General features: G+C 63.9%; 4 protein-coding genes. 3 read left to right on the forward strand and 1 reads right to left on the reverse strand.

Features of this window, described 5'->3' with window-relative positions; translation table 11 throughout:
* The first annotated feature begins 87 nt into the window (after positions 1–87).
* From ligA to H163_RS0108440, 3 genes are all read left to right on the forward strand, one after another.
* Complete coding sequence (ligA, locus tag H163_RS0108430) at positions 88–2,247, forward strand: NAD-dependent DNA ligase LigA (protein WP_019964133.1); 2,160 nt, start codon at positions 88–90, stop codon at positions 2,245–2,247.
* Between the two features lie 248 nt (positions 2,248–2,495).
* Positions 2,496–4,976 (forward strand): ATP-dependent helicase, encoded by a 2,481-nt coding sequence (locus H163_RS0108435; protein WP_019964134.1) that lies wholly within the window; start codon positions 2,496–2,498, stop codon positions 4,974–4,976.
* Between the two features lie 118 nt (positions 4,977–5,094).
* The gene (locus H163_RS0108440; RefSeq protein WP_026355629.1) at positions 5,095–5,979 is read left to right on the forward strand and encodes a 50S ribosomal protein L11 methyltransferase; all 885 of its coding nucleotides are present in this window, start codon (positions 5,095–5,097) and stop codon (positions 5,977–5,979) included.
* 190 nt (positions 5,980–6,169) lie between these two features.
* Here H163_RS0108440 and H163_RS0108445 read toward each other — a convergent pair.
* A partial coding sequence (locus tag H163_RS0108445; RefSeq protein WP_026355630.1) for an IS256 family transposase occupies positions 6,170–6,394 on the reverse strand: 225 nt, incomplete at its 5' end.

The raw sequence follows: 6,394 nt of genomic DNA on the forward strand, positions 1-6,394 counted from the left end.
GTCGCCCCGCTTCCGGTTCCATCGGTGTATGATTTTTTTGGCGGCCGGGCCTTTGACCCTCGGGCTGCCGCTTTGTGGAAGACTGCCATGACCGGGACTGACAGCTCCAACGCCAACACCGCCGTCGAGACCCTGACGTTTGAGCAGGCGGCTGCCGAGTTGCAGCGGCTCGCCAGCGAGATTGCTTTCCATGATGCGCGCTATCACGGCGAGGATGCGCCGGTCATTTCCGATGCGGATTATGATGCCCTGCGCCAGCGCAACGCCGCCATCGAGGCGCGCTTTCCGGAGCTGATGCGGACCGACAGCCCGTCCGAACGGGTGGGAGCAGCACCTGCCGATGGCTTCGGCAAGGTCACCCATGCGCTGCCGATGCTGTCCCTCGACAATGCCTTTGCCGACGAGGATGTGCGCGATTTCGTGGGCCGGGTCCGCCGCTTCCTGAAGTTCGATCCGCTGATGGGCGAGCTTGCCGTGACGGCCGAGCCGAAGATTGACGGGCTGTCCCTGTCGCTTCGCTACGAGAAGGGTGTTCTGGTCAGTGCTGCGACACGCGGTGACGGTGCTGTGGGCGAGAACGTGACCGCCAATGCCCGCACCATCGCCGATATTCCCCACGCACTGCCCGCCGGAGTGCCGGAGGTGGTGGAAGTGCGCGGCGAGGTTTACATGTCCCACGCGGATTTTGCGGCCCTCAATGCCCGCATGGCCGGGAATGGCGGCAAGGTCTTTGCCAATCCGCGCAATGCGGCGGCCGGCTCCCTGCGCCAGCTCAACCCGGAGATCACCGCCTCGCGCCCCTTGCGCTTCTTTGCCTATGCCTGGGGGCAGATGAGCGAGGTGCCCTGTGACACCCAGTTCGACATGGTCCGCCGCTTCGGCGGCTGGGGCTTTGCCATCAACCCGCGCATGGTCCGCTGCACCAGCGTCGAGGAGCTTCTGGCCGTCTATCACGGCATCGAGGAAGACCGCGCCAGCCTTGGCTATGACATCGATGGTGTCGTCTACAAGGTGGACCGGCTGGACCTGCAGCAGCGGCTCGGCTTCGTCTCCCGCTCGCCCCGCTGGGCGATTGCGCACAAATTCCCGGCCGAGAAGGCCTATACCATCCTGCGTGACATCGAGATCCAGGTCGGCCGCACCGGCGCGCTGACGCCTGTCGCCAAGCTTGAGCCGGTGACGGTGGGCGGTGTGGTCGTCTCCAATGCAACGCTGCACAACGAGGATTACATCAAGGGCATCGGCACCGATGGCGAGCCGATCCGTGCTGGCGTGGACCTGCGCATCGGTGACACTGTGCAGATCCAGCGCGCGGGGGACGTGATTCCGCAGGTGATTGCGGTGGATCTGGAACGCCGCCCGGCGGATGCCACGGCCTTTGTCTTCCCCGTTGTGTGCCCGGCCTGCGGCAGCCATGCGGTGCGGGAGATCAACAGCAAGACGGGTCGTCCGGATGCCGTGCGCCGCTGTACCGGCGGCCTCGTCTGCCCGGCGCAGGCTTCCGAAAAGCTGAAGCACTTTGTCTCCCGCAATGCCTTCGACATCGAGGGCCTTGGCGACAAGCAGGTCGACGCCTTCTTCGCCGAGGGGCTGGTGCGCAGCCCGGCGGAGATCTTCACGCTGGAAGCGCGTGACAAACTGGCGCTGACCAAGCTGCGCAACCGTGAAGGCTGGGGCGCCGTATCAGCGAAGAACCTGTTCGAGGCGATCAACGCCCGCCGCCGCATCGATCTCAACCGCTTCATCTTCGCGCTCGGCATCCGTCATGTGGGCGAGGGCAACGCCAAGCTTCTCGCCCGCGCCTATGGCTCCTTCTCCGCCTTTTCCGCCGCCATGGAAGCTGCGCAGGACCGCAGCAGCGAAGCCTGGGCAGAGCTCAATGCCATCGACGGCATTGGCGAAACCGTGGCCGAGGCGGTGGTGCAGTTCTTTGGCGAAGATCACAACCGCGAGGCCCTTGCCGCGCTTCTGGCCGAAGTGACGCCGCAGGACGCCGAGAAGATCAGCGCCGAAGGCTCGCCGGTTGCGGGCAAGACCGTCGTCTTCACCGGCTCCTTGGAGCGCATGACCCGCGACGAGGCAAAAGCCATGGCCGAACGGCTGGGCGCAAAGGTCGCCGGCTCGGTATCGAAGAAAACCGACCTCGTAGTTGCCGGCCCGGGCGCCGGCTCCAAACTCAAGACGGCCCAGGATCTGGGCATCGAGGTGATCACGGAAGACGGCTGGTTCGATCTGGTTGGCGGGTGAGGGCGCTGGTACTGGGCATCCCGGTTTGGTGCGCAGCGGCAAGACCGGGATCTAGTAAGCCCGGTGCATAAGACATCAAACACCGGGGCTACTGGATCCCCGCCTGCGCGGGGATGACACTGCGATAGGTGGCCAACCGCAGTTCTCTGATCTCCTTTCCCCCATTATATTCCCCCCAAAGCCTCGCTCTTGCCGTGATTGTTGCTATATTGTTCTCCATGAGATGCACCCGAACCTTGGCTGGATGAATGACTGTGCCTCCCGGTTTTTCCGACGACTGGAGCGAGATTGACGCTGAGTATGATGCCGGGTTTGGGCCTGGATCAGCGCCTGTTGCGGCCCACAAGCCGCAAGGCGGCGGTATTGCGGCGCGGGCTCTGGCGGCGCGGCAGGGGGCTGCGCAGCAGGGCGGGGTGCCGGATTATTTCAATGGCCTTAATCCGGAACAGCGGCAGGCGGTGGAAAGTGCCGACGGGCCGGTTCTGGTGCTGGCGGGCGCGGGCACCGGCAAGACGCGGGTTCTGACCACACGCATTGCGCATATTCTGGCGAGCGGCCGGGCCTATCCCTCGCAGATCCTCGCGGTGACCTTCACCAACAAGGCGGCGCGCGAGATGAAGGAGCGCATCGCCCGCTATGTGGGTGAGGGCGTGGAGGGCATGGCCTGGCTCGGCACGTTCCACTCCATCTGCGTGAAGATCCTGCGCCGCCACGCGGAGCTGGTGGGTCTGAAGAGCAGCTTCACCATCCTCGACACCGACGATCAGCTGCGCCTGATGAAGCAGGTGATCCAGGCCGAAGGACTGGATGAAAAGCGCTGGACGGCGCGCATGTTCGCCTCTCAGGTGGACAGTTGGAAGAACCGCGGCCTGACACCGAAGGACATTCCGGAAGGCGAGGCCCGCTCCTTTGGCAATGGCAAGGGGCGCAAGCTTTACGAAGAGTATCAGGACCGGCTGTCCGTGCTCAATGCGGCGGATTTCGGCGACCTGCTGCTGCACTGCATCACCCTGTTCAAGACCCAGCCGGACGTGCTGAAGGATTTCCAGCGCCGCTTCCGCTACATGCTGGTGGATGAGTATCAGGACACCAACGTGGCGCAGTATCTGTGGCTGCGGCTCCTGGCGCAGGGCAATGCCAACATCTGCTGCGTGGGCGACGACGACCAGTCCATCTACGGCTGGCGCGGCGCGGAGGTGGACAACATCCTGCGCTTCGAGCACGATTTCCCCGGTGCGCTCGTCATCCGGCTGGAGCGGAACTACCGCTCCACCAGCCACATTCTGGGTGCGGCCTCGCACCTGATCGCACATAACGAGGGACGGCTGGGCAAGACACTGTTCACCGATGACAAGGACCCGGAAGCCGAACTGGTGACGGTGGCCTCTGCCTGGGATTCGGAGGAAGAGGCCCGCTCCATCGGCGATGAAATCGAGGCGCTGCAGGGCAAGGGGCATTCGCTCAACCAGATTGCCATTCTGGTGCGCGCGTCCTTCCAGATGCGCGAGTTTGAAGACCGGTTCATTACGCTGGGGCTGAATTACCGGGTCATCGGCGGCCCGCGCTTCTATGAGCGGCTCGAAATCCGTGATGCCATGGCCTATTTCCGCTGCGTGGTGCAGCCGGCCGACGATCTGGCGTTTGAGCGCATCGTCAACACGCCCAAGCGTGGCCTTGGCGAGGCGACGCTGAAGATCGTGCACGAACTGGCCCGGGCGCAGCGCATTCCGCTGATCGAGGCGGCAACGCAGCTGTGCCGCACGGAAGAGATCAAGCCCAAGGCACGCAAGGCGCTCACGGATCTGCTGGCTGATCTCGACCGCTGGCGGGCGCAGCTCACCCGCGTCAAGCATTCCGAACTGGCGGAAATCATTCTGGACGAGAGCGGCTACACGGCCATGTGGCGGCAGGACAAGTCCGCCGAGGCGCCGGGCCGGCTCGACAACCTCAAGGAACTCATCCGTTCCATGGAAGAGTTCGAGTCCCTGCCGGGGTTCCTGGAGCATATCGCCCTCGTCATGGACCGGGATTCGGCCGATGCGGCCGATGCCGTATCGATCATGACGCTGCATTCGGCCAAGGGGCTGGAGTTCGACACGGTGTTCCTGCCGGGGTGGGAAGAAGGTCTCTTCCCGCATCAGCGGGCGCTGGACGATGGCGGCCGCGCCGGGCTGGAGGAGGAGCGGCGGCTTGCCTATGTGGGAATCACCCGGGCACGGCAGCGGGCGAAGATCTGGTTTGCCTCCAACCGGCGCATTCATGGCTCCTGGCAGTCGAGCATTCCCTCGCGGTTTCTCGATGAGCTGCCGGAGGATCATGTTGAGGTGGTCGAAAGCTCCAGCCGCTACGGCGGCTACAGCGGCGGTGGCTATGGCGGGGGCAACAGCTACGGCGTGTCACGCTTCGACAGCCGCGATGCCTTCCAGAACACCTATTCGACACCAGGCTGGCAGCGGGCGCAGAAGGCGCGGGCGGGCGGCGAGGACTACGGGCGGCGCGGCGACATGCGCTCTGCCCGCAGCCGGGCGCAAGGTCCGCTGACCATCGAGGGCGAGCTTGTGGCCCGCTCCGTGGCGGACAAGCCGTCAGAGTTCGAGATTGGCGAACGGGTGTTCCACATCAAGTTCGGCTATGGCGCCATAAGGACGATCGAGGGCAACAAGCTGACCATCGATTTCGAGAAGGCCGGTGAAAAGCGGGTGATCGACAGCTTCGTCGAGCGGCATTGAGCGCAGGGCCGCACGCTGGTTTCCTGCGGTCTTCAGGCAACTGCCGCCCGAATAGGCTGGCTGTTTGGGGCCGCTGGGGCTATATCGGCCACGTCATTGCCAAGCTGCCGAGGATTTCATGCAGACTGTGAGAGTGCGGATCTGTGCCGCCGAACTGGAAGCCAAGCGTATCTACGGGATCGTGGAACAGGCCTATGAGGACGATGGCAATCCGGTCACGGTCTATGAATTCGTGCCGGATGGCTCGGTCTGGGCGGTCGAAATCCTCATGTTCGGCATGGAGCCGGATGAGGCAGCCGATGAGCTGAAGGACCGGCTGGGCGCTGATGCCTTTGCCGCGCCGGTGGAAGCCGAGGTGCTTGAGGATCTGAACTGGGTGGAGAAGAGCCTTGAGGGCCTGGCACCCGTCCCGGCAGGCCGCTTTCTCATCCACGGCAGCCATGACCGCGGCACTGTGCCAGCGGGCAGCATCGGCATCGAAATCGAGGCCGCGCTTGCCTTTGGCACCGGGCACCACGCCACCACGGAAGGCTGTCTGCGCGAGATCAGCCGTCTTCTGACCCACTGGCGTTTTGACAAGATCCTCGACATTGGCACCGGCACCGGCGTTCTGGCCATCGCGGCGGCCAAGCTCGCGCGCCAGCAGGTGATTGCCAGCGACATCGATCCGGTGGCAACGCAGACGGCAGCTGAAAACGCGGTGCTGAACGGTGTGGGCAATTTCGTGCGCACCTTTACGGCGGCTGGCGTGGAAGACCGGCGCTTTGCCGAATACGGTCCGTTTGATCTGGTGATTGCCAACATTCTGGCCCGTCCGCTGATGCAGATGGCCAAAAGCATCTCTGCCCGCATGACCGGCGATGCCACGCTGGTGCTCTCGGGCCTGCGAATCGAGGACGGCCCGCGCATCCTCTTCGCCTATGGCACGCAGGGCTTCCGCCTTGTGCGGCGCTTTGAAAAGAACGGCTGGATCACCCTGACCCTGACGCGCGGGCGCGGCTGAAGTCAGATCGGATGAGGATGAGGCGGGCCATGTGCCCGCCTTTTGCATGGGGTGGTGTCAGAGCGAGGCGCTCCGCCCGGGGTGACCGCGTCAGAGAACGGCAAGGCCATGCGGCCATCCACTGCTGACCGTTTTGACGTATGGCGGTCGTGTGCGTCAAGTTCTGCAATTTGGGCGGCCATGAATCTGGTCATGCTGCTTTTCGGAGTTGGAGCTTTTTGTGCTCCTTGAGATCGTCCATGTTGATGTAGCGGTTGGCCTCCATCCAGTTTTCGTTGGTTTCGACAGCTAGGGCCCTGACGAGGCGCAGGCAGCTTTCGGTGTTGGGGAAGATGCGCACGACATAGGTTCGGCGTCTTATCTCCTCGTTGAGGCGCTCGAGCATGTTGGTCGACTTCAGATGCTTGTGGTGCTG

This window comes from Pannonibacter phragmitetus DSM 14782 (assembly GCF_000382365.1).
In the GTDB taxonomy this organism is placed as follows: Bacteria; Pseudomonadota; Alphaproteobacteria; order Rhizobiales; family Stappiaceae; genus Pannonibacter; species Pannonibacter phragmitetus.

Bases quoted from the DNA above. Each gene is read 5' to 3' on its own strand.
- H163_RS0108435 (WP_019964134.1), top strand. From the start codon at position 2,496: ATGACTGTGCCTCCCGGTTTTTCCGACGACTGGAGCGAGATTGACGCT.
- H163_RS0108440 (WP_026355629.1), top strand. From the start codon at position 5,095: ATGCAGACTGTGAGAGTGCGGATCTGTGCCGCCGAACTGGAAGCCAAG.
- ligA (WP_019964133.1), top strand. From the start codon at position 88: ATGACCGGGACTGACAGCTCCAACGCCAACACCGCCGTCGAGACCCTG.